The sequence below is a fragment of the Noviherbaspirillum saxi genome, from assembly GCF_003591035.1.
GTDB lineage: Bacteria > Pseudomonadota > Gammaproteobacteria > Burkholderiales > Burkholderiaceae_D > Noviherbaspirillum > Noviherbaspirillum saxi.
The window spans coordinates 1,130,058-1,156,863 of record NZ_QYUO01000001.1 but is presented as its reverse complement, the minus strand read 5'-3'; the positions used below and the strand labels follow the sequence as shown (position 1 = coordinate 1,156,863).

General features: G+C 57.1%; 23 protein-coding genes. 12 read left to right on the top strand and 11 right to left on the bottom strand.

Translation table 11 applies throughout. The features are described 5' to 3' along the window. Positions 1-137 precede the first annotated feature (137 nt). Positions 138-623: a YajQ family cyclic di-GMP-binding protein gene (locus D3871_RS05555; protein WP_119767982.1), complete on the top strand. Its 486-nt coding sequence runs from the start codon at positions 138-140 to the stop codon at positions 621-623. 177 nt (positions 624-800) lie between these two features. Further along, positions 801-1,433 carry a retropepsin-like aspartic protease family protein gene (locus tag D3871_RS05550; RefSeq protein ID WP_119767981.1) on the top strand — a complete coding sequence of 211 codons (633 nt, stop codon included), beginning with the start codon at positions 801-803 and terminating at the stop codon, positions 1,431-1,433. A 92-nt stretch (positions 1,434-1,525) separates the two neighbouring features. On the opposite strand, the gene aroG is transcribed toward D3871_RS05550, so the two are convergent. The 5 genes from aroG to D3871_RS29715 all read right to left on the bottom strand — a co-directional run bounded on the left by aroG (position 1,526) and on the right by D3871_RS29715 (position 7,483). After that, on the bottom strand, positions 1,526-2,587 hold the full coding sequence (aroG, locus tag D3871_RS05545) for a 3-deoxy-7-phosphoheptulonate synthase AroG (RefSeq protein ID WP_119767980.1): 1,062 nt from the start codon (positions 2,585-2,587) through the stop codon (positions 1,526-1,528). 334 nt (positions 2,588-2,921) lie between these two features. Then, on the bottom strand, positions 2,922-3,404 hold the full coding sequence (locus tag D3871_RS05540) for a thioredoxin domain-containing protein (RefSeq protein ID WP_119767979.1): 483 nt from the start codon (positions 3,402-3,404) through the stop codon (positions 2,922-2,924). After that, complete coding sequence (locus D3871_RS05535; protein WP_119767978.1) at positions 3,395-4,615, bottom strand: sialidase family protein; 1,221 nt, start codon at positions 4,613-4,615, stop codon at positions 3,395-3,397. Before D3871_RS05535 ends, D3871_RS05540 begins: the two co-directional genes overlap by 10 nt. Continuing rightward, complete coding sequence (locus tag D3871_RS05530) at positions 4,602-6,920, bottom strand: TonB-dependent receptor (RefSeq protein ID WP_119767977.1); 2,319 nt, start codon at positions 6,918-6,920, stop codon at positions 4,602-4,604. Before D3871_RS05530 ends, D3871_RS05535 begins: the two co-directional genes overlap by 14 nt. 227 nt (positions 6,921-7,147) lie before the next feature. Further along, positions 7,148-7,483: a DUF2946 family protein gene (locus D3871_RS29715; RefSeq protein ID WP_338016833.1), complete on the bottom strand. Its 336-nt coding sequence runs from the start codon at positions 7,481-7,483 to the stop codon at positions 7,148-7,150. A 633-nt stretch (positions 7,484-8,116) separates the two neighbouring features. On the opposite strand from D3871_RS29715, the gene D3871_RS05525 reads away from it, so the two are divergent. The 4 genes from D3871_RS05525 to D3871_RS05510 all read left to right on the top strand — a co-directional run bounded on the left by D3871_RS05525 (position 8,117) and on the right by D3871_RS05510 (position 11,405). Then, positions 8,117-9,352 (top strand): polyhydroxyalkanoate depolymerase, encoded by a 1,236-nt coding sequence (locus D3871_RS05525; RefSeq protein WP_119767976.1) that lies wholly within the window; start codon positions 8,117-8,119, stop codon positions 9,350-9,352. 110 nt (positions 9,353-9,462) lie between these two features. Further along, positions 9,463-10,245 carry an electron transport complex subunit RsxB gene (gene rsxB / locus D3871_RS05520; RefSeq protein WP_233575521.1) on the top strand — a complete coding sequence of 261 codons (783 nt, stop codon included), beginning with the start codon at positions 9,463-9,465 and terminating at the stop codon, positions 10,243-10,245. Next, on the top strand, positions 10,242-10,892 hold the full coding sequence (gene nth / locus D3871_RS05515) for an endonuclease III (protein WP_119767974.1): 651 nt from the start codon (positions 10,242-10,244) through the stop codon (positions 10,890-10,892). Before rsxB ends, nth begins: the two co-directional genes overlap by 4 nt. 90 nt (positions 10,893-10,982) lie before the next feature. Continuing rightward, positions 10,983-11,405, top strand: a complete 423-nt coding sequence (locus D3871_RS05510) for a DUF1841 family protein (protein WP_119767973.1) — start codon at positions 10,983-10,985, stop codon at positions 11,403-11,405. A gap of 194 nt (positions 11,406-11,599) precedes the next feature. On the opposite strand, the gene D3871_RS05505 is transcribed toward D3871_RS05510, so the two are convergent. The 4 genes from D3871_RS05505 to D3871_RS05490 all read right to left on the bottom strand — a co-directional run bounded on the left by D3871_RS05505 (position 11,600) and on the right by D3871_RS05490 (position 15,545). Then, positions 11,600-12,106 carry an Hsp20/alpha crystallin family protein gene (locus tag D3871_RS05505; RefSeq protein WP_119767972.1) on the bottom strand — a complete coding sequence of 169 codons (507 nt, stop codon included), beginning with the start codon at positions 12,104-12,106 and terminating at the stop codon, positions 11,600-11,602. A 218-nt stretch (positions 12,107-12,324) separates the two neighbouring features. Next, positions 12,325-12,666 (bottom strand): c-type cytochrome, encoded by a 342-nt coding sequence (locus tag D3871_RS05500; protein ID WP_119769913.1) that lies wholly within the window; start codon positions 12,664-12,666, stop codon positions 12,325-12,327. Positions 12,667-12,679: 13 nt separating this feature from the next. Continuing rightward, on the bottom strand, positions 12,680-13,000 hold the full coding sequence (locus tag D3871_RS05495; RefSeq protein ID WP_119767971.1) for a c-type cytochrome: 321 nt from the start codon (positions 12,998-13,000) through the stop codon (positions 12,680-12,682). A gap of 409 nt (positions 13,001-13,409) precedes the next feature. Further along, positions 13,410-15,545 (bottom strand): site-specific recombinase, encoded by a 2,136-nt coding sequence (locus D3871_RS05490; protein ID WP_119767970.1) that lies wholly within the window; start codon positions 15,543-15,545, stop codon positions 13,410-13,412. A 112-nt stretch (positions 15,546-15,657) separates the two neighbouring features. On the opposite strand from D3871_RS05490, the gene D3871_RS05485 reads away from it, so the two are divergent. The 3 genes from D3871_RS05485 to D3871_RS05475 are packed head-to-tail and all read left to right on the top strand — an operon-like array spanning position 15,658 to position 18,296. After that, positions 15,658-16,512 carry an AAA family ATPase gene (locus tag D3871_RS05485; protein WP_119767969.1) on the top strand — a complete coding sequence of 285 codons (855 nt, stop codon included), beginning with the start codon at positions 15,658-15,660 and terminating at the stop codon, positions 16,510-16,512. A 19-nt stretch (positions 16,513-16,531) separates the two neighbouring features. After that, positions 16,532-17,137 carry a GNAT family N-acetyltransferase gene (locus D3871_RS05480; protein ID WP_119767968.1) on the top strand — a complete coding sequence of 202 codons (606 nt, stop codon included), beginning with the start codon at positions 16,532-16,534 and terminating at the stop codon, positions 17,135-17,137. Continuing rightward, the gene (locus D3871_RS05475) at positions 17,127-18,296 is read left to right on the top strand and encodes a vWA domain-containing protein (protein WP_119767967.1); all 1,170 of its coding nucleotides are present in this window, start codon (positions 17,127-17,129) and stop codon (positions 18,294-18,296) included. The genes D3871_RS05480 and D3871_RS05475 overlap by 11 nt, the downstream gene beginning before the upstream one ends. A gap of 22 nt (positions 18,297-18,318) precedes the next feature. On the opposite strand, the gene D3871_RS05470 is transcribed toward D3871_RS05475, so the two are convergent. Further along, entirely contained in the window at positions 18,319-19,149 is an 831-nt protein-coding gene (locus D3871_RS05470; RefSeq protein ID WP_119767966.1) for a response regulator, read from the bottom strand. 331 nt (positions 19,150-19,480) lie between these two features. Here D3871_RS05470 and D3871_RS05465 point away from each other — a divergent pair, with 331 nt between their 5' ends. The 3 genes from D3871_RS05465 to parC are packed head-to-tail and all read left to right on the top strand — an operon-like array spanning position 19,481 to position 24,572. Further along, positions 19,481-21,469 carry a DNA topoisomerase IV subunit B gene (locus tag D3871_RS05465; RefSeq protein ID WP_119767965.1) on the top strand — a complete coding sequence of 663 codons (1,989 nt, stop codon included), beginning with the start codon at positions 19,481-19,483 and terminating at the stop codon, positions 21,467-21,469. A 13-nt stretch (positions 21,470-21,482) separates the two neighbouring features. Then, positions 21,483-22,250, top strand: coding sequence for a lytic transglycosylase domain-containing protein (locus tag D3871_RS05460; protein ID WP_233575520.1), 768 nt, complete (start codon positions 21,483-21,485; stop codon positions 22,248-22,250). A gap of 12 nt (positions 22,251-22,262) precedes the next feature. Beyond that, positions 22,263-24,572 (top strand): DNA topoisomerase IV subunit A, encoded by a 2,310-nt coding sequence (gene parC / locus D3871_RS05455; RefSeq protein ID WP_119767963.1) that lies wholly within the window; start codon positions 22,263-22,265, stop codon positions 24,570-24,572. 82 nt (positions 24,573-24,654) lie between these two features. On the opposite strand, the gene D3871_RS05450 is transcribed toward parC, so the two are convergent. After that, complete coding sequence (locus tag D3871_RS05450; RefSeq protein WP_119767962.1) at positions 24,655-26,607, bottom strand: DUF4214 domain-containing protein; 1,953 nt, start codon at positions 26,605-26,607, stop codon at positions 24,655-24,657. Between the last annotated feature and the right edge of the window lie 199 nt (positions 26,608-26,806).

Genomic DNA, 26,806 nt, shown 5'->3' with positions numbered 1-26,806 from the left:
GGTCGCGAATCTAGCCACCCGATTTTTTGTCAGCTAGAATGAGCCGGTGTTTTCAGCATGACAAGTCTGCGCGCAATAAAAAAATCACTACGCCGCCGGGTTATACATCCTCATATATATCGCAAGAAAGAATAGCCATGCCGTCATTTGATGTCGTTTCCGAAGCCAATATCATTGAAGTCAAGAATGCCATCGATCAGTCGAACAAGGAAATCACCACCCGCTTCGACTTCAAGGGCAGCGATGCCCGCGTAGAACAAAAGGAACATGAACTGACCGCCTATGCCGACAGCGAATTCCAGCTCGGTCAGGTACGCGACGTCCTGACCGGAAAGATGGTCAAGCGCAATGTCGACGTCCGTTTTCTTGATATTGGCAAGGTTGAAAAAATCGGCGGCGACAAGGTGAAGCAGGTCATCAAGATCCGCAAGGGCATCGAGTCGGATGCGGCCAAGAAAATCGTCCGCATCATCAAGGACAGCAAGATGAAAGTCCAGGCCAGCATTCAGGGCGATGCAGTGCGCATTACCGGCGCCAAGCGTGACGACCTGCAATCGGCAATGGCACTGCTGCGCAAGGAAGTGAGCGAGCTACCACTGGAATTCAATAATTTCCGCGATTGACCGGATAGGACAAACATTTCCGGCATGGCCGGCATTCGTCAGCCAGTCAGAAATGAACACGGCGGCAAATTATTGTCCGTTGGATCGAGTTGTTGATGGGCAAGAGTTAATGCTATTCTTTGAGCAGGTTCGGCGCCAGCCGCCAGATTCATTCACTCAATTTGCCGTCACCAGCTCATGCGCTCGACTTTCCTTGCCGGTCTCTTCTGTTGCACAGCATTCGCCCAGGCGGCCGACGTCAGCGTTGTCGGTCTGTTTCCGAACAAGGCGGTACTCGTCATCGATGGCGGATCGCCGAAGACCTTTTCGGTCGGGGCCACGATTACAGAGGGAATGCGATTGGTCAGTGCGACCGAGTCGTCGGCGACGATTGAAGCCAACGGCAAGCGCCAAACGATCTCGATCGGCGAGCATGTGAACCGCAATTCGTCGTCAACCGGCCGTGCCAGCGTGACGCTGCAGGCCGACGGACGTGGACATTACATGGTTCCGGGTCAGATCAATGGCGGCAGCGTACGCATGTTGCTGGATACCGGCGCGACGATGATCGCCATGCCGGCGTCCGATGCGGTGCGACTTGGCATCGATTACCGCAAAGGACAAGTCGCTTACCTCAACACGGCCAACGGCGCAGTCCCCGCCTATCGCGTGAAGCTGAATACGGTCAAGGTCGGCGACATCGAACTCAACCAGGTGGACGCCGTTGTGCAGGAGCAGGGACTGCCCATCATCCTGCTTGGCATGTCGTTCCTTAACCGCACCGAAATGCGTCGCGAAGGTGAGCAGATGACGTTGACCAAGCGGTTTTAAGCGTCTGACTCTTTCCGTCTCCATCATCAGCAGACGCTGGGCTGCGGACCGCTATTGTTTCCGCGATCCGCAGCCTCAATCGCACGGCGATATTAATCGCGTTCCTGCAAGCGACGCTGCCTGACCGCTTCCGCCAGCCCTTCGAGCACCTTGACACTGGACTCCCAGTCGATGCAGCCATCAGTCACCGATTGACCATAGGTGAGTTCCTTGCCCGGTACCAGATCCTGGCGACCCGCGACGAGGTGCGATTCGATCATCACGCCGACGATACGCGTATCGCCGTCAGCGATCTGCTTTCCGATGTCGGCGCATACCGGCACCTGGTTCTCGGGCTTCTTCGAGCTGTTTGCGTGCGAGGCGTCGATCATCAGGCGCGATGCGAGACCGTTTCCGGCGATTTCCTTGCAGGCGGTGTCAACGCTCGCCGCGTCATAGTTCGGCGCCTTGCCGCCGCGCAGAATGATATGGCAGTCTTCGTTGCCGCTAGTGGAGACGATGGCCGAATGACCGCCCTTGGTGACGGAGAGAAAATGGTGCGGTTGCGATGCCGCCTTGATTGCATCGACTGCAATCTTGATATTGCCGTCGGTGCCGTTCTTGAAGCCGACCGGGCAAGACAAGCCGGATGCGAGTTCGCGGTGGACCTGCGATTCGGTGGTGCGTGCGCCGATCGCACCCCAGCTGATCAGGTCGGCCACATACTGCGGGCTGATCACGTCGAGAAATTCCGTGCCTGCCGGCAGACCGAGTTCATTGATGTTCATCAGCAGCTCGCGCGCCATGCGCAAACCATCATTGATGCGGAAGCTGTTATCCATGTACGGATCGTTGATCAAGCCTTTCCAGCCAACTGTAGTACGTGGCTTTTCGAAATACACGCGCATGATGATTTCGAGTTCGCCGGCAAAGCGATCACGCTCCTTGACCAGGCGGCGCGCATACTCCATCGCAGCCTTGGTGTCGTGGATTGAGCAAGGGCCGATCACGACCATGACCCGGTCATCCTGCCCATGCAAAATGCGATGTAACGCCAGTCGCGCATTCGCGGCCGTGGTGGCGACATGCTCGCTGCAAGAAAACTCGCGGATGAGATGTGAAGGCGGAATCAGTTCTTTCATTTCTCGGATGCGTAAGTCGTCGGTGCGCGGCATGTTTCTTCTCCAGTAAAAAGTTTTAAAACTGTACAAATGAAAAAACCGCCATCACTGGCGGTTTTTCTAGGATTCGGTTTGGCTCTTTTATTTCGTGCGCTTACCGCTTCTCCACCGCCGTTGGGCTGGAATAGCTAAAGTGAAAATAAAAGTAAAAGCGTGCGAAAGACATGGATTTTTCAGCAGTGTTATAGCCGGGTTGGACCAATAGTGCAGGAATTCATGGCTTTTGGCAAGCAGCGAATCGCAAATCCTTCCCCCTGCCGGGCGATGTCGCAATGCGGGGTTACGCGCACGCCGAGCGCCGCTGACCACGTGCGCCCTCCCCCACCGGTCAACGCGCTGTCATTTTCGCAATGGTTTCCGCGGTAATAACTCCAGAGTAGGCGACCCGTTCGCCCCTGGCATTGAACCAGTAGCTGCGTGGCTTTTCACCATGCCATTTCTGGTCGAGCGCATATCTGAGTTGCTCGGGCGGCGCATTGCCGTATGCCCAGGCATTGGCGCTCATGCCGACGGATTCGAGTTTCTTTTTCATCAGCGCGACCGCCTGCGGATCTGCTACCGGATCGGTGGCGAGCGTGACTACTTGCAAATCCTTGCGCTTGCGCTTTTCCTGGCTCAGCGTTTTCAGGCTCGCCTGACAGTATTCGCAGTCAAGCGACCAGACCACGAAGACAAAGGCCTTGCCTTTTTGCTGTGCGACGATCCGCTCAAGCGTATCGGGCTCGAAAGCCTGGATCGTCGCAGCGTGTGCCGCTGCCGCCGTTGTTGCCAGCAGCAAGCTTGCCACGAGATTACGCGCTTTTATCGCCATGCCTGCCTCCTGTCTACCGTCACGGTTTGCACGCCTTCGTTTTGCGTGCGCCATACCAGCACTATGCCGGCGCCACTCGCCACCAGGCGCGGCTGATCGGATGCGCCCGTAGTTTGCGCGAGCGTCGTTTCCGCCCAAGCCTTGCCGCCATCCGACGACATTTTCCCGAGGATAGCGGTGGCTTTGCCGTCGAACTGCTTCCACACTACGACGACGTTATCACCGTGTACGGCAACATCGGCATGCGCGGCCTGTGCCGAGCCGATGCGCTGCGGTTTGCCAAGTTTTCCCGTTGCATCCGTGCTCGCATAGAACACGCCGCCTTCCCCTTGCGACACATTGAACCAGGTCTGATGACGCGTGCCGTCGGCGGAAAACGCTAGACCCGGCCCATGATGAGGACATGCATCCACACGCCAATCGTCGAAGCTGGCACGGGAGAGAGTGCTCAGTTTGCCATCCGGCGTCAGCTCCATCAATGCATGATCGCGTGCATTGGGTTCGAACACGTGCCGCCACAATGCGACCGGGCGGCCTTGAGGATTGAGTGCAAGTGCAATGCGGCAGCACTCACAGGAATGGTCGGCGATCTTGTAGTCGCCCTTGAAACTCGCGCCGCCATCTTCCGACACCGCGTAGTAGAGCGCGGCACCCGCATACCTCTGCTTGCGTGCGAGCGCGGCGTGCATGTCGCGCTTGTCTATCCAGGCGACATATACCCTGCCCTCCTTGTCGACAATCAGGGATTCAAAGCGATGCGTGATGACATCGCGATTCGCATGTACGGTAACGGGCGGCAGATAGGTCTTGCCGCCATCGACCGAACGCACCATCCGGATTTCGCCGGTATAGGGTTTGTCCAAGGGCTTGGTGTAGGTAATGTAGATGTCGTTTCCGCCACCGAAAGCGATCTTGGGACGATTCTCACCTTCGGCCGATACAGGTTCCGGATGCTGCTGTACACGTCGCGCAGCGGACCATGTCTTTCCGCCATCGCTAGACGTCTGCACGAATACATATTGGGCTTGCCCGGATGCTTCCTTGCCGACGATCCAGAGCTTGCCTTCGCGATCGACTGCAGCAGACGTCCCCAACTCCACCTTTGCTGCAGGCTGCGTGCCGTGTTGATGCTGGGCGGTTGCAGCTTGAGTCGACATCCATGCAGCAGCCAAGCCCAGCAGGATGACGGCGCCACGTTTAAAAGCTTGCATGCAATTCTCCAAACAGGCTGCGGCCCGGATAAGGGTGAAACACGTAGTACTTCTTGTCGAACAGGTTGTTCACACCGAACGAAGCCTCCAGCTGCTTGTTGATGCGGTAGCGCGCCTTGGCATCCCACACCGTATAGCTGGACGTACCGCCATAGGTATTCGGATTGATGTCGCTGTTATCCAGATTATTGTACTGACGGCCTGAATGACGGAGTGCGACACTGGCCAGCCATTGTTCACCCGCACGATAGCTTGCAATCAGATTGGCACGAACGCGCGGCACGCGCACCCATTTTTTGCCTATGCTTGCCGGATTGTTGGTATTTTCCAGAATGACGGAACGGGCAAAAGTGATGTTTCCCGTCAACTCCAGGCCTTTGAGCAGGAAGTCATTGAGGTTGCCCGAGAATTCGATGCCTCGTGTGCGCACGCGATCGATGTTCTGGATGTTGGTGATATTGGGAAAAACCAGGGTATTGGTCTGGCTGAGGATGGTGTCGTGAATATCGTCTTCGAATATCGATGCGCGCAAGGTTCCGGCAATTTCATTCCAGCCGAATCCCTTTTCCACATTCAGCTCTTTCGCCAGCGAACTCTCCGGCTGCAGCAACGGATTATTGTTGACCAGGACATTGCCGACGATGGAGCCCTGAAACAGCTCCGCGACGGTCGGGAAGCGCACACCCTTGCCAACCGATGCCCGCACGACGATATCTCCACCCGGCATATACGACAGCGAGGCTTTGGGCGACCACGCGCTTTCCTTACGGTCCGCATAAGGCACGACCGCTGACGCATTCTCTCGCCGGCCTTCCATCGCCTTCCATTCCTCATAGCGCACGCCGAGAGTGCTTAGCCATTGCGATGAGATCTTCCAGGTATCCTGGGCAAACAGGGCTTGCAGGCTGGTCTTGCCGGCGAATGCGGACAGGCTGTTGGCCGGGCCGGCATTGCGCCAATCGACAGTTGCCGATGTGCGGTTCTGCAAGTCATAACGATTGACGTGGTAGCCAAGCGCAATCGCATGCGCCTCGCCCAGCGCCGGCGTGTAGGTACTTTGCAGGTCGAGTGTCTTCCACCCGGTGCCGCTGTTGTCGGCATAGGTGCCTGGCCCGCCAGACAATGCAAGGGGCGGTGCGGTGGTCGCACTGCGCGTCAGATCGGTAGTAATGTCGTAGATCGTTGCGACGGCAGAAGCATTCCAGCCTGTCTTGTGACGCGTCTTGAGCGTGAAGCCGAACATGCCATGCCCTTCTTCCACGTTTTGCGGCGAATAGGCATTGGCCGGCAGGTTATAGGGAGTGCCGGCAATCGACACCACGCCGGAGTACACCGGATTGCCAGCCGCGTCGCGCAAGATGCTTGCGCCGCTGCGCCGGCTGTCGTTATGCCAATAGGTGTACAGGGCTTCTCCGTAAAGCGTGCTCGTGAAATCGTAGCCGAGCTTGAGCTTCACCTGTTCCTGGGTGCTGTCTTCGATTGCACTGCCGATAGGACCGGCGAGGTACCAGGGTTTTCCGGTGGGATCGGTGGAAGCCACCGCCCCGGTTACTGCTGGGATAACACCCGCTGCCGCAATTTCACGCGCCGTTGCCGGCGTTTGCAGGGTCACATACTGCATGGGCTGGCTTTTGTTTTTGAGCCGATTGGCACTGATCGTATAGCTCCAGTCGCCATTCTTGTTCCCCAACCATGCGCTTTCCTGATGGCCGCTATAAGTCCCGGAAAAACCGGCGTCATCGAAGTCTTGCGTAAAGTACTGAACGCGCGCAGATGCCTCGAATTGCTTGGGCTGACGGGTAGTCATGACTACCGTGGTGCCGATCGAGTTTCCCGGATACAACGCGGAAAAAGGCCCATACAACACATCGATGCGTGCCAGTTCTTCCGGAGCAACGACGTTCCAGCGCGGTGCATTGAACTGACCGAGAAACTGAGAGACAAGATAGCCATCGGCATACACCAGACCGCGCGGCGCCTGCAGCTCGCTCGAAGAGCGACCGCCTATCAGTGAATTGCGGTCGCCGATATAGCGTTTCCGGATAGTCGTCGCCGGCATATACCGCAGCGCATCTTCCACATTGACGAAATTCTGTTCACGTAACTGTTGCGCTGTCCTGCTTTCCGTCGTGGTCGGAAGATTCGGATCCAAGGGAGAACGCGTTGCGGTAACCGTGACCGGCTCCAGCGCTCTTTCAGTGGCAATACCTTGCGCCCATCCGGACGCCACGAATAAGGGAGAAATGGAAAAGACCAGCAGGCAGCGCCGCTGCCGCCGAAGGGAAGGATTTATAGAATCACGCATGTGCCCACACTCAGACTGAGCATCAACAAGCCCCGCCGAGCCAACCAGCGCAGCAAGACGTCGTTGAAAGGATTGAAATTGTCGCGCCGGGTTCCAGCAAAATGACGCGGAACCGACATTCCGCAAACGTCGGAATATCAGTCAATTCGTTAAGGCTTTGGCAGTGTGTCGAAAACGTAATGCGCAAGATCGAAGCGCGACCCGCACACGAGCTTGCCAACTGCCAGTCAGAGAGTCGCGGGCGGACCGCGTAAATGCAGTGAAAGTATGGGGTGCGGCGAGTAACCGGTGGATATCGGTGCAATACAGGCCCTGGCAATACCTGTGGGCGCGTGCATGGCCGGCGCAGCGTCCGGCAAAGCAAACGCGTCCGCAAAGTTGCAAATCGGACAGGGATTGCTTGAAAAGGATGATGAACCGTCTTCGGAAACCGTTGTTTTCTTGATGCCGAATGCGGTACAGATTTCGACCAGCGAGCCTGAGTTCGGAGCAGCCTGAATCAAGGAAGGCAGCAATGCCTGAATGAGCAGCATGAAGATTGCTGCCCACACCCTAATTTTCATATGTTGGTTTGCCGCGAACATCATGGAAGTAAAAATTACATTGACTTTGCTAACGCCTTTACCCGGCCGATACCGAAACCGCAACATTATCGTCTAATGTCGCAGCCAAGCGAAGAAAAAGCGCATAAATAGCTGAAAAAGAGCGTTCAACGCCTTGGATAAAAGTTGGCATAACTTATGCTGGGTTTTGGTTGCAAGGCAAATGTCAGAGCCGCAATTTTCATCAAGTAGTGCTTTACCGATACACCGTGTTGCGATATTGCGTCGTTTAGTGACATGCGGAGCGGGAAATGCCGCTGCTCTGTAGAAGATCACATTGACAGCCGCTTTATAGGTCTTAAATAAACTGCATGGCGCCTATGTGCATTGCAGTGAGGTCGTTTGTCGTAAAGCGAAAACGATACGGAAAACTTGTATCTGCAGGCTTTCAAGCTATGTTACTTTATGGAAAGGAGCAGAGTTCGAAATGATGTTTCCCGTCCCAACTTTAATTGCTTGACAAAGAAACGAGTACGACATTTACCGCCTCATCTTTTTTTACAGAAACACCTAAAAATTGTTGTTGATGCATTGCAGCACGGAAAATTTCACTGCAGAATCTAGCGACACCGGTACCATTTGAACGAGGCCACTATGCTTTATCAATTTCACGAGTTGAATCGGACTTTCCTGAACCCGCTCATTCAATGGGCGGAAGCCTCGGCCAAGCTCTTTACCAATCCAGTTTCGCCTCTCGCGCATACACCCTATGCACAGCGCATAGCGGCTGGTTACGAACTACTTTATCGCCTCGGCAAAGATTACGAAAAACCGGAATTCGGCATCAAGACCGTGCCCGTCGCCGGTAAATCGGTTGGCGTATTTGAAGAAATCGCCGAACAGAAACCGTTCTGCCGACTCATCCATTTCAAGAAAGACTTGAGCGACAAGCAATTCGCCAATCTGAAGCAGCCCACCGTGCTGCTGGTCGCTCCGCTCTCCGGCCATCATTCCACCCTGCTGCGCGATACCGTACGCGCCCTGTTGTCGGAACATGACGTTTTCATCACCGACTGGACCGATGCACGCATGGTGCCGATGAGCGAAGGCGCGTTTCATCTGCATGACTACATTTACTACGTACAGGATTTCATCCGCCGCCTCGGCCCTGATGTGCATGTCATTTCGGTTTGCCAGCCGACAGTACCGGTTCTTGCCGCCATCTCGCTGATGGCCAGTGCCAATGATCCGAAGCTGCCGAAAACGATGACGATGATGGGCGGCCCTATCGACCCCCGCAAGTCTCCGACCCAGGTCAACAACCTGGCAACCGAAAAGCCGTTTTCCTGGTTTGAGACCAAGGTGATCTACAGCGTGCCGGCCAACTATCCGGCATTCGGGCGCAAGGTCTACCCTGGCTTCCTGCAGCATGCAGGTTTCGTCGCGATGAACCCGAGCCGCCATGCGCAAAGCCATTGGGATTTCTACATGCATCTGCGCGAAGGCGACAACGAGTCGGCTGAAGAGCATCGCAAGTTCTACGATGAATACAATGCCGTGCTCGACATGCCGGCCGAATATTATCTGGAAACCATCAAGACGGTTTTCCAGGAGTTCCGGTTGCCCAAAGGCACTTGGGAAGTCGAAGGCAAGCTGGTACGTCCGCAAGATATCAAAAATGTCGCCTTGTTCACCATCGAAGGCGAATTGGATGACATTTCCGGTACCGGCCAGACACAAGCCGCGCATGATCTCTGCGCAAACATCCCCAAAGACAAGAAGCAGCATTTCACTGCACCCAAATGCGGTCATTACGGCATTTTCTCGGGCCGTCGCTGGCGTGAAGTGATTTGCCCGAAGATCGGCGAGTTCATCCGCGCCAACGCCTGATCCGCGTCTTCGCCCGCATCAAGCCGTTCGCCGTGAAGGTGAACGGCTTTTTCGTTTGTGGACGCGCCGTTTTACCGGGATAATCCTGTTTTTTCCTGCATAACCCTGCCGTGCCCTCCTCCAACGCTCTCGCCGATCAGATCGAAGACCTGCTGCCGCAAACGCAATGTACGAAGTGCGGCTATCCCGCATGCCGCCCCTATGCCGAGGCAATTGCGGCCGGTACCGCCGGCTACAATCAATGCCCGCCGGGTGGTATCGAAGGCGTTGCCCGTCTGGCAAATCTGCTCGGCAAACCCGTCATTCCGCTGAATCCGATCAACGGGGTTGAACGCGTCCGCCCGGTCGCGGTGATCGATGATGCCTTGTGCATCGGTTGTACCTTGTGCATCCAGGCTTGCCCGGTCGATGCGATTGCTGGCGCGGCAAAACAAATGCACACTGTCGTTGCCAACCTGTGTACCGGCTGCGACCTGTGCGTAGCCCCCTGTCCGGTCGACTGCATTTCCATGGTCGATGTCACACCGGGCAAGAGCGGATGGGGAGCATGGTCGCGCGCAGAGGCCGATGCGGCGCGCGAAAGGCATCGCTTTCACATGTTTCGCCTGCGGCGCGAAAAGGAAGAAAACGATGCGCGACTCGCAGCCAAAGCTGCCGCGAAACTGAAAACAGTGGAAGCCGAGGCGGCGCCAAACCCTGAAGAAAAAGCGGCTCAGGAACGGAAAAAAGCCATCATCCAGGCCGCTATGGAGCGCGCCCGCCTGCAAAAAGAAAAAATGGCTGCGACGCCGGCACCCGATACGGCGACATGTGCAGATCTGTCGCCTGCGGTGCGCAAGCAGGTAGCGGAAGTCAACAGCAAGCTCGACGAACAAGCCAAAGACAAGCAATGAACGCCGAAAAACGTCTGGAAATCTTCCAACGCTTCCGCCAAGCGAATCCCCAGCCGACCACCGAACTGGAGTACACAACGCCCTTCGAACTTCTGATCGCGGTGATCCTGTCGGCACAGGCAACCGACGTATCGGTCAACAAGGCAACACGGCGGCTATATCTGGTGGCAAACACGCCGGCAGCGATCCATGCGCTGGGAGCGGAAGAGCTCGAAAGCTATATCAAAACCATAGGGCTGTACCGCACCAAGGCGAAGAATGTGATTGAAACCTGCCGCTTGCTGATCGAGCAGCACAACGGCGAAGTCCCGCGCTCGCGCGAAGCATTGCAAGCCTTGCCCGGTGTAGGCCGCAAGACCGCGAACGTAGTGTTGAACACCGCATTCGGCGAACCGACGATTGCGGTCGACACCCACATCTTTCGCGTTTCGAACCGTACCAATATCGCCCCCGGCAAGAACGTCGACGAGGTCGAACGCAAGCTGCTCAAGTTCATCCCGACGGATTTCCGGCACGATGCGCATCACTGGCTGATCCTGCACGGCCGCTACACCTGCATTGCGCGCAAGCCGCAGTGCTGGAATTGCATCATTGCCGATTTATGCGAATACAAGGACAAGACACCGTTACCGGAAAAGGGGATTTAGAGTCCTATCGTCCTGACTGTATAGCCGCTGTCATCATCGGGCAGCCGCAGACGATACAATGAAGCTTTCCGCCCTTCCGAAACACCGCCGATGTTCACTCCTTCACAGCACGATGTTCGACGCTTCTTTTGCGAAACCTTTCGCAAGGTTCATTCAGGGGAAATTCTGACTCCGCTCGAAGCGATCGCGCGTGACTGGATTCTGCAACACGAAGAATATGCTGACGCACTTGGAGATACCGAAGCTGCCCTGGCGGCGGATTACTCGGTGGAGCGCGGTCAAAGCAATCCCTTTCTCCATCTATCCATGCATTTGTCGATCGCCGAGCAGATATCGATCGACCAGCCGCCCGGCATTCGCTCCGCCTTTCTTAGCCTGGCGCAGCGGCTTGGCTCCGAACATGACGCCCACCATGAAATGATGGAATGCCTGGGTGAAATGATCTGGAATTCGCAGCGCAGCGGCTTGCCGCCGGATGGCGCCACGTATATCGAGTGCGTCAAACGACGCTAGTGTAGTGTTTCACTCTTCTTGAGACATAAAAGTGCGTCTTTCACGCCGACTCTTCGTTGCACATCCTCGCAATAGCTCGCTATTGCTGCGGTGTGCGCCTCGATTCGCCGCGAAATCCATCACTTTTATCAGTCTCAATCTACGTGAAACACTACACTAGGCGACTCGCGTTTTCCGGCATACAGTCGCCGAAATTACTCTACCTTGATCGACGTCTTGCGCGGCGCTTCCATGCTGGCCTTCGGCAATTCGACGCGCAGCACACCATTCTTGTAACTGGCTTGCGCCTGCTCGGGCAGCACCGCGACAGACAAGGGAAATGCCCTGCGGAAGCTGCCATATGCGCATTGCAGTACGCGATAGCGCCCCTCGGTGCTTTCGCGCTCGAAGCGTTTTTCTCCGCTGACGACCAATGTACCGTCCTGCACGTCGATTACGAAATCGTTCTTGTCCAGACCCGGGATTTCAAGGCGTACCACGACACGCCGCTCATCTTCGAACATGTCGCCGCCCAGCATGGACCATGTTCCGGATGGAATGAAGAAAGCGTCGTCAACATCGCTCTTCACAGGCAGACTTGTAGCTTCGCCAGGCTTGAAGCGAGTCAGTGCAGTGGAGGCAGACTGTCGCATGTGTTGCCACCCTTCTGCCATGGAATCCCAGAATGACGACAATCCTTGCTTGAGTTCATCCAGTTTCATCGTTGCCTCCTTGCGTCCGCGAGTGAAGTATCAGGCGGTCGTGAACAGAGACAGCCTGCCTGACTACAGTCTTGGATTTCTTTGCAGGTGCAGTGTTCAACCGGAATGCGCAGACTTGAAGCATTAGAGTATGACGAACCGAATCGGATCGCCATAACGCAAAAATGCCACGACTAGCGTGGCATTTTTTGTATCGCATAGAAGCTGCGTCCTGGTTATTACTTACGCAGTACCAGTGTTCCCGGAAGGCTATGCAGATAGGCGGCGATGTTCTGGATGTCCTGACGCGAGAGCGGTTTGGCTTGTGCGCCCATGATCGCGTTGCCGCGGCCATTGGCACCATCACCACCGCGCTTATAGGAAATCAAGGACTGCTCAAGGTAATCCTTATGCTGACCGGCGAGTTTCGGATAGCTCGGATCGATCGGGGTGTTGTAGTCCTTGCCGTGGCAGGCTGCACAATTGAATTTCTCTGCGGCGGCCTTTCCGGCGTCAATATTGCCGCCGGCAAATGCGTTCAGCGACAGCAATACGGCTGCGCCTGCGAAAATCATTTTCATCATCGATTCCCTCTTATTTCTGCTGAGCGTAGTACGCCGCGACGTCGGCGATATCCTGGTCCGACAGACCGGCTGCGATGCCGCGCATGCTGGGGTGCTTGCGCTCGCCCTTCTTGTAGGCATTCAACGCGCTCTCAATGTATTTTGCGGTCTGACCGCCTATCATTGGCACTTGATATACCTCGGGGAAGGTCGCCTTGTATCCGGGAATGCCGTGGCAGCCGATACACATGGCCACCTTGTTTTCCGCCGCCTTGGCGTTGCCGACCACATCCGCTGCAGCGGCGAGGTTTGCAACACCCGCAAGCGCGAGAAGCGCAAAGAGTTTTTTCATGATAGCTGGGGATTATTAATACGAATTTTCAAAACTTATCCGCAAGGGATCCGGCCGGTCCCGGCAACAGCACCAAGGCCGGTTGGGAGCTGGTTCGCGGATTGCGCCGGTCGAATCGCTGACGGATAAACTTTGAGCGCGGCCGCTGATACAGTCGGTTGTTGCTTTCACGCACCAAAACCGTTTAATTCTACATTAAGACTCCCGGGGAGTCCACGTCGACAGATGACGCGGCGCCCCGGGGCTGATCTAGTGTAGTGTTTCACTCTTCTTGAGACATAAAAGTGCGTCTTTCACGCCGACTCTTCGTTGCACATCCTCGCAATAGCTCGCTATTGCTGCGGTGTGCGCCTCGATTCGCCGCGAAATCCATCACTTTTATAAGTCTCAATCGACGTGAAACACTACACTAGCGATCCGATCCGGTACGCCGACGCTCCGATGGCGCCTCCTCAACGCGAGGTTCCGGCGCGACCGGCATCTTGTCGTCGCGTCGCTCTGGAAACAGGAATAGCCATGGTGTGGCGGTAAAGCGCCGCAGCACCGCTCGAAATACCAGGCGCTGCAATCGGCGCGGAACATCCCGTGCACGCAAGGCAAGAGCCAGCGCACAGGCGAATGCGACACCGACGTTGAGCAACCCGATCAGCAAAACGCCACAGATCGCCAGCCAGGTCTCGGGCGTCAGCAAGGCGCCCCATCCGAGACTGGAAACTGCTGCGGTAAGAGTTCCGGTGGAAAGTGTCACATGCCGGACATCGAGCGGCAGGCCGAAGAACTGCGCGAGCACAGGCGACATTCCGAGCAACAGGGCCAGTGAAATATTACCGGTCACTCCGGCCACGCCGCTTTCAACCCATTTTGCACAGCGCTCGGCCCGGGCCGGTCCAAGCGCATGTACCAGCCGACGGTGATGGGCAATCGCTTCGCGCATGTTGCGCAGGGCGAACCAGTTATCGGCAAAGCCCGCCATCAGACTCGACAGCCATAACAGGATGCCGGTAAAGGCGGCGAACAAGGGCGTGGGGCCAACCAGCGACAATCCCTGGATCGCGGCCACCGCCTTGGCGGGCGGCATGACCGGAACACCGGCCAGAAAAATGAAGGCCGCCGAAATCATCAGCATGGTTGGGATGACGGCGACCAGATTGCCAAAAATGGCGGCAGCCTGGGAGCGCAGCAGATAGGCGATTTCCTGCAGCAGCTTGCGCAAGCCTTCCACTGTATCCAGCGCTTGCATGCGTGCCGCAAGTGCAGGCGCCGTGATCGCCGGCTGCTTGGTTGCCAGCGTACCGCCGACGGCCGAAATCAGCAGGAAGCTCGTCGCATAATTGAGCGATGCGAATGCGCCCTCAAAGAAACGCGCGGCACCACCGGAAGGAAGCACTCCCTTTACCAATACGGTCAATGCAGTAAGAGCGCCGCCGCGCATGGCCGCCGTCAGCATGGCACGATATTCGGTGCGGTCGCGCGCAATGTAATGCTCGCCGTGATCGGCATTGCGCTCGACCATCTTGCGCGCCAGCAGGGAAAAGCTGCGACTGACCAGACCATGCACCGAGGACCGATGATGATGGGAGTCGATCAGATCGGCCAGGAGGGAATGAACTTGCGCCGCGCCTTCCTCACCCGGCGGCGCCGCACGCAGGTCGAGCAGCCGAGCCATCCGTGCAAGCTGGGCGCGCATGCGTTCGACCCGATAGACCAGGCTCACTGAGACGCCATATTCATCCAGATGCGCGTAGATGCGATCGGTTTGGGCCTGGCATACCGCAATCAGCATGCGCACGCTGCGCAAGGCAGCTTCGTCGTATGTCCCGGAAAGCAGATATTTTTCCAGTTCACGCCGCAAGGCCAAAAAAGGCGTCGCCTGCAAGGGCATGCGCGGTTCCAGCCGCTGGCGAAACTCGGAGCTGATGCCGACGGCAATGATCATCGACGTCAGATAGGTCAAGGCTTCGTCGATCTGCTGGCGATAATTATGTGTAATCGCATCGTCGGCACACAGCTTCCAGATGCGCGTCAGGTCTTCCTGCTCCAGGCCGAGCAGCCAGTCGGCATCCGCAGCGCGTGGAAACATCGCCGTGAAGAGTGTGGAGAGGTCTTGCTGACCCGGCGGCCGCGGCAACGCCAACCGGATCACGCGTTCCCATAGTTCGCTGAAAAATGCCGGTTCGCGCGGCAAACCTGTCGCGCAGAACAGTTCCGGTCCGACCGCCTCTCGCAGCGTTTTTTGCAGAGTGGTCTGCACTACCCTTTTCGTATCGCGATTCCTGTCGAGCCAGTCGAGCAGGAAGCGTATCCGCTGGTATCGGACCCGTTGCCATACGTCGGCATCCTGGCGAGAATGCGCCGGCGCTCGCCTCAGCCATTCCGCGAGATCGATCATCCAGTTGGCGCGCTCATTCCATGAAGCGAACGGGTTGGCGCGGCGCATCAAGGCCTGGATTTGCGCGACATATCGGAGATGGTGTTCATTGTGCTCGGGTGAAGAGCGTCGGAAGCGACGCCAGATCACCCGCAACTTCATCAGGGAAATTTTCATGCAGTAGCTATTTAATAGGAAAAGTGTGCAAATTCGGCTTACGGCAGGCTTTCTGCCGGGCGGTGCGTTCTCGCTTATACTTATTCTTTCTTCTTCTTGACTTCACCACGCTATGCGACAAGATTCCCGCTTTGAAGGTTCCCAAAATTATGTTGCAACTAACGACCTGAAGCTCGCGGTCAATGCCGCATTGACGTTGCAGCGTCCCTTGCTGATCAAGGGCGAGCCAGGCACCGGCAAGACCATGTTGGCCGAAGAAGTCGCGGCTGCCCTCGGCATGCCGCTGCTGCAGTGGCACATCAAATCGACGACCAAGGCGCAGCAGGGCCTGTATGAATACGATGCGGTATCGCGCCTGCGCGACTCGCAACTCGGTGATGAGCGTGTGAAGGACATCCACAATTACATCGTCAAGGGCGTGCTGTGGCAGGCTTTCACCGCCGACGAGCAAGTGGTGCTGCTGATCGATGAAATCGACAAGGCCGATATCGAATTCCCGAACGACTTGCTGCGCGAACTGGATCGCATGGAATTCTATGTGTACGAAACGCGCGAGATGGTCAAGGCAAAGAATCGCCCTCTGGTGATCATTACGTCCAATAACGAAAAGGAATTGCCGGACGCCTTCCTGCGCCGCTGCTTCTTCCACTACATCAAATTCCCGGACAAGGACACGATGCAGCAGATCGTCGATGTGCACTTCCCGGATCTGAAGAAGGATCTGCTGGCACAGGCGCTGCAAACCTTTTATGAAGTGCGCGAAGTCGCCGGTCTGAAGAAAAAACCCTCCACATCGGAACTGCTCGACTGGCTGAAGCTGCTGCTGGCTGAAGACATCCCTGCCGAAGCGCTGCGCAGCAAGGATACGAAAAGCATCGTGCCGCCGCTGCATGGCGCGCTGCTCAAGAACGAGCAGGACGTGCATCTGTTCGAGCGCCTGGTCTTCATGTCGCGCACCAACCGTTGAAAGAACAAGGTAGCCGCCCATGAACTTTGTCGAACAGGTCCGGCTTGAAGGTCGCCATGTGACGCTGGAGCCGCTCGGCCCGCAGCATGAAGAAGAGATCAGGCTTGCGGTGCAAGACGGCGAACTGTGGAAGTTGTTCTTTACCACGGTACCGAGCCCCGAAGCGGTCGGCGCCTACATCTCGCAATTGCTCGACCTGCGCGACCGCGGCTCGGCATTTCCTTTCGCGGTACGCGACAAGGCAAGCGGACGCATCGTCGGCAGCACACGCTACCTGAACATCGATGCTGTAAATCGACGCGTCGAAATCGGCGGTACCTGGTATGCGAAGAGCATGCAGCGCAGCGGCATCAATACCGAATGCAAGCTGATGCTGCTCACGCATGCATTCGAGCAGCTTGACTGCATCGCGGTCGAGTTCCGCACCGACTGGTTCAACAAACGCTCGCAGGCCGCAATCGAGCGCCTCGGCGCCAAGCTCGATGGCATACTGCGCAATCATATGATCATGGCCGACGGCCGCGTACGTGACACCGTGGTGTACAGCATCATCCGCAATGAATGGCCGGGCGTGAAAACCAACCTGCAGTTCAAACTTGAGGCAGGAGCTTCCCATGCTGATTGACTTTTTCTTTACCCTCAAGGATGCCAAGATTCCGGTCTCGATCAAGGAATTCCTGATCCTGCTCGAAGCCATGCAAGAGAATGTGATCAGTCCTTCGCTGGACGATTTCTATTTTCTGTCGCGTACCACGCTGGTCAAGGACGAGGCGCACTACGACAAGTTCGACAAGGCATTCGGACTATACTTCCGCGGCATCGACGCGATCTTTGAAAAGCATCCTGAAATCCCGCTCGAATGGCTGCAGAAGCGCATGGAGCGCGAACTCACGCCGGAGCAGAAAGCCGCCATCGAGAAGTTCGGCTACGACAAGCTGATGGACCGGCTGAAGGAATTGCTGAAGGAACAAAAGGAACGCCACGAAGGCGGCAGCAAATGGATCGGTACCGGCGGCACTTCGCCGTTCGGCAACGGCGGCCAGAATCCGGAAGGCATACGGATCGGCGGCGAAGGCGGCAACCGTTCGGCGGTCAAAGTGTGGGAAGCGCGCGCCTATCGCGACTACGACGACGAACGCGAACTGGGCACACGCAATATCAAGGTGGCGCTGCGTCGCCTGCGCAAGTTCGCGCGCGAAGGTGCCGAGGAAGAGCTTGCGCTCGACGATACGATTCGCGCTACCGCCAACAATGCCGGCTACCTCGATATCAAGATGCAGCCCGAGCGCAAGAACAATATCAAGGTGCTGATGCTGCTGGATGTCGGCGGCACCATGGACGACCACATCGCCCGTACCGAGGAATTGTTTTCTGCCGCGAAGACGGAATTCAAGAACATGGAATTTTTTTACTTCCATAACTGCGTGTACGACTACCTGTGGAAGAACAACCGGCGTCGGCATGCGGAACGCTTTCCGACCTGGGATATCCTGCGCAAGTACACGCCGGATACCAAGCTGATTTTCGTTGGCGACGCGACCATGAGCCCGTATGAGATCCTGCAGCCGGGCGGCTCGGTCGAATACAACAACGAAGAAGCGGGCGCCGAATGGCTGCAGCGATTCACCAGCACCTTCCCGAAATTCATCTGGCTCAATCCGGAGCCGGAAGGCTTGTGGCAATACCGGCAATCGATCTCGGTCATCCGGCAGTTGATGAACAACCGGATGTTCCCGGTCACGATCGAAGGCCTGGAGCGTGGAATGCGGCTGTTGAGCAAGTAACTGTGCCCGAGCCGGCAGTTTGTCAGCGGCCCCGGGGCAGGAATTTCTTCAGTACGGTGATCAGGTGATGGCTGGCCAGCGGCTTGTTCAGAAAACCTTCGATGCCGACGTAGCGCGCCTGCTCCGCGTCGTATTCGAAGGGTTTGCTGACCAGAAGGATCACGCTGATCTTTACCGGGGAATTTTTTTCCTTGACCCCCCAGCACAAGCGATACGGATCCACGCCCGGGGTTGACGTATTGATCATCACGACGGCGATCGATTGCTTCTTGCACAGTTCCACTGCGCTCAATTCATCGCCGGCCCAGAGTACCGGCACTTGTTGGCGCGACAGCAGATCCGACAGGTAATCGCGGGAAGCCGTATTCTTGTCGACGATCAAGACGGCGCCGTCTTCCGGGATTTTTGCGCGCATTTTTTCGTATTCGGCCGGGACGGTCAGGTCGATATCGAGACGATGGCGACGACGCCGTTCCGGCACGATCACGATGTCGGACGCTTCCAGACGGGAAAGCGCATCGGCCCGTTTTTCAACCAACTCATCCAAGGCGGCAAACAGTACATTCCAGACAATTGGGTGGGGAATGCGCGGATGCGAAAGATCGATTTGTGGATTGCCGACCAGCAACGCCGGCCGCACTTCGCTGGCACGCAGATCAGCGAGCGTAATCATGGCCTTCAGTTGATCCGCATTGACCACATACATGTCAGGATCCTGAAGATTGTCTTCCGCGAGACGAAAATAGCCGTATCCTTTTCCCTCCTGCCTGCCGAACGCAAGGTCGAAACTGCCGGTTTCCTCATCGGAAAAGCCGATCAAGCGCACTGCAAAGGGAAAAATGGAATTCGACATGGCATGTCATTCTATAAATATTTCATGTCGTAGTACTACTGAAATTTCTTACAGGAATGAAAAAGTTCAATACCTGGCTGACTGCAACCCGCGCCAACGTTAATGACGGCAGCCATGGGCTGTAGTTCCAATGTTGCAAATCTTTGGTTTATCCCCAAGATAGCCTTGGTCAGACACAGCGACACCTGTACACTTATACAGCTTTTTGTCTATGCCGTTTCGGGCTGAGCAGGTCGAACTGAATTGGCTCTAGATTGGCTCTAGAATGCTGGGACTTATGTTTAAATACATTCCCTCCGGAAATAATCGTATCTTTGGCGTTTTCACTTGAATGGCAACTAAAAAATCCTCTGCCTCCGATTACAGCGAATCATCAATCCGGGTCCTGAAGGGCCTTGAACCGGTGAAGCAGCGGCCGGGCATGTACACCCGCACCGAAAATCCGTTGCACATCATCCAGGAAGTCATCGACAACGCCTCCGACGAAGCGCTCGGCGGCCATGGCAAGAATATCGTCGTCACCCTCAACACCGACGGCAGCGTCAGCGTGGAAGACGATGGACGCGGTATCCCGGTCGGCCCGCATCCCGAAGAGAAGGTACCCACCGTTGAGATCGTCTTCACCCGCCTGCATGCGGGCGGCAAGTTCGACAAGGGTTCCGGCGGCGCATACTCGTTCTCCGGCGGCCTGCATGGGGTCGGCGTGTCAGTCACCAATGCGCTGTCGTCACGACTGGAAATCATGGTCTGGCGCGAGGGCGGCTTGCACCAGCTGACGTTCGCCGATGGCGACGTGGTACAGAAACTGAAATCGCGCCCGCTGGCCAAGGATGAAAAGAAATCCGGCACCCGCGTCACCGTCTGGCCGAACCCCAAATATTTTGACTCCGCCATCATTCCGGCCGCTGAACTGCAGCGCCTGTTGCGCTCGAAAGCGGTGCTGCTGCCCGGCGTGAAAGTCACGCTGATCAACGCAAAGAACAGCGACACGCAAACCTGGCAGTACGACCAGGGCTTGCGCGGCTATCTGATCGAATCGCTGGCCCAGGCTTCGCATGCGGAGCCGCTGATCCCGCTGTTCGAAGGCCAGCAGTATGCGGGCGCCGACGCGGAAGGCTTTGCCGAAGGCGAAGGCGCGGCCTGGGTCGTTGCCTGGACTGAAGACGGCAATGTGGTGCGCGAATCCTACGTAAACCTGATTCCGACACCGGCCGGCGGCACCCATGAAGCCGGCCTGCGCGACGGCTTGTTCGGCGCGGTGAAGAGCTTCGTCGAAATGCATTCGCTGCTGCCCAAGGGCGTGAAGCTGCTGCCCGAAGACGTGTTCGCACGCGTTTCCTTTGTGCTGTCGGCCAAGGTGCTCGATCCGCAGTTCCAGGGCCAGATCAAGGAAAGACTGAATTCGCGCGATGCCGTGCGCCTGGTCTCGACCTATACCAAGCCGGCGCTGGAGCTATGGCTGAATCACCATGTCGACTATGGCAAGAAACTGGCCGACCTGGTCATCAAGCAAGCCCAGTCGCGCCTGCGTTCGGCGCAAAAGGTCGAGAAAAAGAAATCCTCTGGCGTGGCGGTATTGCCCGGCAAACTGACCGACTGCGAATCGGACGATGTCTCGCGCAACGAAATCTTCCTGGTCGAGGGCGACTCGGCCGGCGGTTCCGCCAAGATGGGACGCGACAAGGAATTTCAGGCCATCTTGCCCTTGCGCGGCAAGGTCCTCAATTCCTGGGAAACCGAACGCGACCGCCTCTTTGCCAATAATGAAATTCACGACATCGCGGTGGCGATCGGTGTCGACCCGCATGGGGCGAACGACACACCCGACCTGAGCGGCCTGCGCTACGGCAAGATCTGCATCCTGTCCGATGCGGACGTCGACGGCTCGCACATCCAGGTTCTGCTGCTGACGTTGTTCTTCAAGCATTTCCCGCAACTGATCGCACGCGGCCATATCTGTGTCGCACGGCCTCCGCTCTATCGTGTCGATGCGCCGGCGCGCGGCAAGAAACTGGCGCAGAAACTGTATGCACTGGACGACGGCGAACTGGAAGCGATCGAAGACAAGCTGCGCAAGGATGGCGTGAAGGATGGCGGATGGAGCATTTCGCGCTTCAAAGGCCTGGGCGAAATGAATGCCGAGCAATTGTGGGAAACCACGATGAACCCGGATACCCGGCGTCTGCTGCCCGTTGCGTTGGGCGACTTCGACCTTGCTGCATCGGAATCGCGCTTCAACATGTTGATGGGCAAGGGCGAAGCCGCTGCCCGCCGTGCATGGCTGGAAGAGCACGGCAACGAAGCGGAAGCCGATATCTGATTCCATGCGCCCGATGAGATTGCTCGTTGCCCTGTGCATGATGTTCGCCGCATTGTCCGCGCGCGCGGATGTCTACGGTTATATCGATGCAGAGGGCATCGCGCATTTCTCGACCGAAAAAATCGACGAGCGTTATCAGCTTTTTCTGCGTGGAGGCACGTCCTTCGATACCGCCCAGCTTGCGCCGATGCCGGCGCAAGCTGTACATACACCGCTGTCGGGCTACCTTTCGCGCCATCCGGGGCTGAAGAAAGTCGAAACTCTGGTGCACGAGACAGCGCAGGAGTTCTCGCTCGATCCGGCCATGCTCAAGGCAGTCATGGCCGCCGAATCGGGGTTCAATGCTCTGGCCGTATCTCCCAAAGGTGCCATCGGCCTGATGCAAATCATGCCTGCCACCGCCGAGCGCTACGGCTTGCAGGGCGACCGCAAGCGCAGCATCGAGCAAAAACTGACCGATCCGAAAACCAACATCCGCCTGGCCGCGCGCTATTTGCGCGACCTGCACAAACTGTTTCCGGAAAAACCTGAACTGGTGATCGCTTCATATAACGCCGGCGAAGGCGCGGTGCAGAAGTACAAGAATGCGATTCCGCCCTACCCCGAGACGCGCAACTACGTGCAGATCGTCAAGCAGTTCTACCAGCTGTACAAGCCAAGCGCGCAAACGCTTGCAATTGCATCGCTGGCCGGCGAACTGACGGGCGCGCTTCCCACGGCAAAACGCATTCACATGACCATTCCCGGACGCCGCAACATGCCGGTGTCCGCACTCGAATAAACACAGACAACAATGATTGAACAAGCCAACCTGTTTGATGAGATGCCGTCCGGTGACGGCGAGGCGCTGACGCTGGCGACCTTTGCCGAGCGCGCTTACCTCGATTATGCGATCTCGGTGGTCAAGGGCCGGGCGCTGCCCGATGTCAGCGATGGCCAGAAGCCGGTACAGCGCCGCATCCTGTATGCAATGAACGAACTCGGACTGAACTCGACCGCCAAACCGCGCAAATCCGCGGCGGTGGTCGGCGACGTGCTGGGCAAACTGCATCCGCACGGCGACCAGTCGGTATATGACGCATTGGTGCGTATGGCGCAGAATTTTTCACTGCGCTATCCGCTGATCGACGGCCAGGGGAATTTCGGTTCACGCGACGGCGATGGCGCGGCGGCCATGCGCTACACCGAAGCGCGCTTGACGCCGATCTCGCGGCTGCTGCTCGATGAAATCGACATGGGCACCGTCGACTTCACCCCGAACTATGACGGCACATCCGAAGAGCCGAAGCTGCTGCCGGCGCGCCTGCCCTTTGTCCTGTTGAATGGTGCATCCGGCATCGCGGTCGGCCTGGCAACCGAGATCCCGTCTCATAACCTGACCGAAGTGGCAAAAGCCGCCGTCGCGCTGATCCGCAATCCCAAGCTGAGCCATGCGGAATTGATGGAGTTCATACCCGGACCGGACTTTCCGGGCGGCGGGCAAATCATCACGCCGACATCGGCAATCTCGGAAATGTATGAAGGCGGTCGCGGCACGCTGAAGGTGCGCGCACGCTGGAAAATCGAAGACCTCGCGCGCGGCCAGTGGCAAGCGGTCGTAACCGAACTGCCACCCGGTACATCGTCGCAGAAAATCCTCGAAGAAATCGAGGAACTGACCAATCCCAAGGTCAAGGTCGGCAAGAAATCGCTGTTACCGGAACAGCTCGCGACCAAGCAGATGATCCTGTCGGTGCTCGACACCGTGCGCGACGAATCGGGCAAGGATGCACCGGTGCGGCTGGTGCTGGAGCCGAAGTCGAAGAACCAGGACCAGACAGAATTCATGAATATCCTGCTGGCCCATACCTCACTGGAGACCGGCAGTTCGATCAATCTGGTGATGATAGGCGGCGACGGCCGGCCACGCCAGAAGGGTCTCGGCCACATTCTGCGCGAATGGATAGACTTCCGTTTTGCGACGATCACCCGACGCACCCAGTTCAGACTCAGAAAAGTCGACGATCGGATTCATATCCTGGAAGGCCGCGAAGCAGTCTTGCTCAACATCGACAAGGTGATCAAGATCATCCGCGAATCGGACGAGCCAAAGCCGGCGTTGATGCAGGCGTTCAAGCTATCCGACCGTCAAGCCGAAGACATCCTGGAAATCCGCCTGCGCCAGCTCGCCAGGCTGGAAGCCATCAAGATCCAGCAGGAGCTGGACGAGCTGCGCAAGGAAAAGGAATCGCTGCACGACCTGCTCGACAATCCCGGGTCGATGAAAAAACTGGTGATCAAGGAAATCGAAGCCGATGCCAAGCAGTTTGGCGATGCACGCCGTACCCTGATCAAGGAAGCGGAACGGGCCAGCGTCGAACAGAAAGTCATCGACGAACCGGTCACCGTGGTGATCTCGCAAAAGGGCTGGGTGCGCGCACGTACCGGACACGGCCATGATCCGGCGCAGTTCACCTTCAAGGCCGGAGATAACCTGTACGGCACCTTTGAATGCCGGACCGTCGATACCCTGCTTGCTTTCGGCTCGAACGGCCGGATTTACTCCGTGCCCGTCACTGCGCTGCCGGGTGCGCGCGGCGACGGCGTACCCGTTACCACGCTGATCGAACTGGCCAGCGGCACGCGCCTGCTGCACTACTTCGTCGGCCCGGCAGAGACTGCGCTATTGCTCGCGTCCACCGCCGGCTACGGCTTTACCACCAAGGCCGGCGACATGGTCAGCCGCGTCAAGGCCGGCAAAGCCTTCATTACTCTTGAAGATGGCGATGAGCCGCTCGCGCCGCGCACGATTGCAGACAATGCAAGCGCGATTGCCTGCCTGTCCGAAAAGGGACGGCTGCTGGTATTCGGCATGGACGAGATCAAGACCCTGTCGGGTGGCGGTCGCGGCGTGATCCTGATGGAGCTGGAGAAGAACGAGAAGCTCCTGGCGGCGCAAGCGATCAGCCAGAAAGGCGTGACAGTGTCCGGTACCGGACGCGCCGGCAAGGCGCAGGACGTCCGATTGACGGCGAACGAACTCGCGGCTCATATAGGCAAGCGTGCGCGCAAGGGCAAGGCGCTGGAATCGAAGATCAAACCTGCCGGCTTGGCGCCGAACTAGCGGATCCGGCCGGAAACGGTTCCGGCTGCAGTAAGGTCTCCCGGGACCACTCATCCGCGTTTCCCGGCGAGCGATGCCGTCGCTACAAGGCGATTCCGCTTTCGCCCTGCCCGATCAATGTCAACAGCGTCGATGCATCTGCATTGACGCTGTTCGTCACCATCGTGAGATGGTCAGGCGTCATTTCACGCTGTTGCTCGCTTTGATAACTGACCGCATATAGCGACCAGTCGAGCCGGTTCTGAAAGAAGTCCTTGCCGCTGGTTCCATCGGCCGTAGTAAGGGCGGCATTGGTCATATCGATCACCAGTTGTCCGCGCGATCGTGAGGCGAGATGCCCTATCCAAAATTCGAGGCCCTGCGCATCAGGAGCACGGTCGAAGACGTTGTTGTAGATGGCGGTGACGAACTGGCTTGCCGTCATTGCAACTGGGTAGATCACCTTGACAATATCCAGCGAAAACATCGTTTCGGCAACCGCCGCATAGCCGCGGGCGGCCACATCCTGCGACCAATAGTTATAACCTTCGGTTTCAGGCGCACGGCGGAAAGCCGCCACATAGATTTGCCCAAGAATAGCGTCGAGGTTACCGGTCGCGCTCAATGCGCTGGCTCCGAGCGCGCCATCTGCAAACTGGATCTGTTCGACGTTGCGGCACACGTTCACGTTGCCATTGTTGTCGCTCACCATCAGCGCATCGTTACGCAGTTTCAGCACCTGTACCTGCGTGATGCCGGAAGCCAGCGACAGCGTGTCGGAACCGTTTCCGCCATAAATGACGTCGCATCCGGACAGACCAATGAAATTGTCATCGCCGTCGCCGCCTTCGAGGATATCGTTTCCGGCGCCGCCGCTCAGTGTGTCGTTGCCGCCATTGCCGTAGAGATGATTGGCTGCGCCGTTGCCGATAATCGTGTCGACGGCCGAACCGCCTCTCGCGTTTTCGATCACCGTGCCGAAATTGACGGTCACCTGACCTGCCGAAGACATCAGCGCGGATTGCGATCCGACATAGCCGTGGTAACCCGGTTCAAGATACAAGGTAAGGCCCTGGGTCATGCTGCTTGCATCGATGCTGTCGTTGCCGCCGCCATCCCAGATGAAGTTGGGCGCCGTGGCGCTCAGCGTGTAGACATTGTCCGCGGTCTGCGCGGTGCTTGGTCCATACAGATACTGTAACGCGGCGATATCGAATGGCGAGTAGAGCAGGTTGTATTCCGCCGGCCGGCTGTTATAGCTCATGACAGTCCATTGCGACGAATCTTCCGCCGCAGACAGGAAAGGACCGTCGCTGCTGCTGCCGATCGAATCGCTTTCCTTGAAAGGATGTTTCAGTCCCAGTGCATGCCCCAACTCATGGATGAGCGTCAACGCGGAATAATCGCCGGCTTGCGGGGTCAGATTGCGTGCGCTGCTGCCGGTATGGTTGAGCAGCACATCACTGCCCTGGTAATCGTCGAAGGGATAGTAGGCATACCCGGCCGACCCGGACTGGATATTATTGGCAAGCACCATGGTGTTCACCGCAGCCGGATTGCTCGTTTCCACGAACTGGATACCGATGACGCTGGAGATATAGGCAAAGGCTTGTTTCGCAAATGCCTGCTGTTGCGCGGTGAATGCCCTGAATCCGCTAGCGTCGCTTGAAGAAAAATGCGCCGGCGCTACAGTGGGAAAACAGAAATAAATCGTCTTGCTGCCGCCCAGCAGAGGAGTAAAGCTCGACGCGCTTCCCGGTAGCATGGAATCTATCCAGTAAGGCAGCTTTTGCACGCCGCTTGCCCAGGTCCAGCCTTCAACGTCCGCATCGGCCTTGTAGAAATCCGCATAGATGATTCCACTGTCAGTACCGCTCGAGTCGTAGACGAAATCGAAACGGTCGCGAATGATATAAAAATCATTACCGCTGCCGCCATACAGCTCATCATTGCCGGCGCCGCCGTCCAGCGTATCGTTGCCGCTCCCTCCCGATAGCATGTCATCGCCCGTGGAGCCGGTAAGATTATCGTTGCCGCTGGTGCCGTAGAAATTCATTCAATCTGGAAATATGCTTGCCGGTGAACCGAGTCTAGCAAAACAATTGCCTCAAGCCATTGGTTTTCTATAAGCAATTTAAAGATTATTCCTTTATACAACACGCTCCCGAACAGGGTCTGGACAGGTTTGTAGCAAAAGTCACAATGAAAAAAAGCGCTCCATGATCGGAGCGCTTTTACAGCCGATGCAAAGGCCA